The organism is Streptomyces sp. NPDC058812 (assembly GCF_042744565.1).
Classification (GTDB): Bacteria; Actinomycetota; Actinomycetes; order Streptomycetales; family Streptomycetaceae; genus Streptomyces; species Streptomyces thinghirensis.
Map to the genome: position 1 here is coordinate 1 of NZ_JBHYOB010000086.1, position 1,013 is coordinate 1,013.

Annotated in this window: 1 protein-coding gene; it reads right to left on the reverse strand. The window is 71.4% G+C overall.

Features of this window, described 5'->3' with window-relative positions; translation table 11 throughout:
- A partial coding sequence (locus ACFW48_RS38810) for a hypothetical protein (protein ID WP_386323401.1) occupies positions 1-828 on the reverse strand: 828 nt, incomplete at its 3' end.
- Between the last annotated feature and the right edge of the window lie 185 nt (positions 829-1,013).

Sequence of the window (1,013 nt, forward strand, 5' to 3'; positions counted from 1 at the left end):
GTCGACCACCACCGTCAGATGGTCCCGCAGCCGGACCGCGAGGCGCTTCGCCTCCACGGGGTCCGCCTCGGCGGCCGCAGCGTACGCGGCCGCCAACCCGTCCGTCTTGCCCGCGAACGCCGCGGCGGTGGCCACGTATGCCGCGAACGCCGCAACCGGTCCCACCGGGGCCGACTGCGCCTTGGCGGCCGCCTCGGCGGCGGCCTGCCGCACCGCGAGTGCGTGGATGCGCTCCCGACGCTGCTCGGCATCCAGCTCTTCCACGGCCTTGCGGGGGAACTGGTTGACGATGCCGACAATGGTCTTCTGGCTGACCTTGTCGCGACCGGTCGCGTCGGCCACCGTCCGGTACGCCTCGGCGGCCGCGTCCTCCCCGTAGTCCTCACGGATGGGGGTCAGACTCTCGGCCGCGCGCTGGCTGATCACGTAGGCCCGCACGTTCTCCGAGTCCCGCATGCGGGACAGATCGTTCGATTCGAGTTCGAGACGCGGGGGCTCGGCCAGGAGCGCCGCGATCCGCGCCCCAGCGATCTGCCGGTAGGCGTTCGACGTTGACATGTCCGCCACGTTCCGGATGAACGCCTCGGCGGTGTCGTAGTCCCGCCGCCACAGCCGCCCCCGCAGCGAGATGTCCAGCGCGCCGGCCGCGACGAACCACGCGTCCTTGTACTGGGCGAAGGAGCGCTGGCACAGCTCCCACGTCTCTTCTTCCTCGGCGGTGAGCGGCCCTTGGGCGTCGGGCGCGTCCACCGCGGCTGGCAGCTGCTCGAACCGGATCATCGGCTGCGGCCGGCCCTGGGCAACGTCGCCCTCGGTCAGGGTCGCCACAGCGCCCCCTGACGCTTCCTGTTCCTGCTGCCTGCGGAGCTTCCGGCGCGCGCGCAGTTCCTCGGGAGTGGGACCCTTACTCACTTGCTGATCAGCCCCCGCTGCTCCATCTCCGTCACCAGCTCATCGAAGTGGGACCCAGCCGCGTGGATCGGCAGGCCCTCACCGGTGGCCGCGTACTTCTG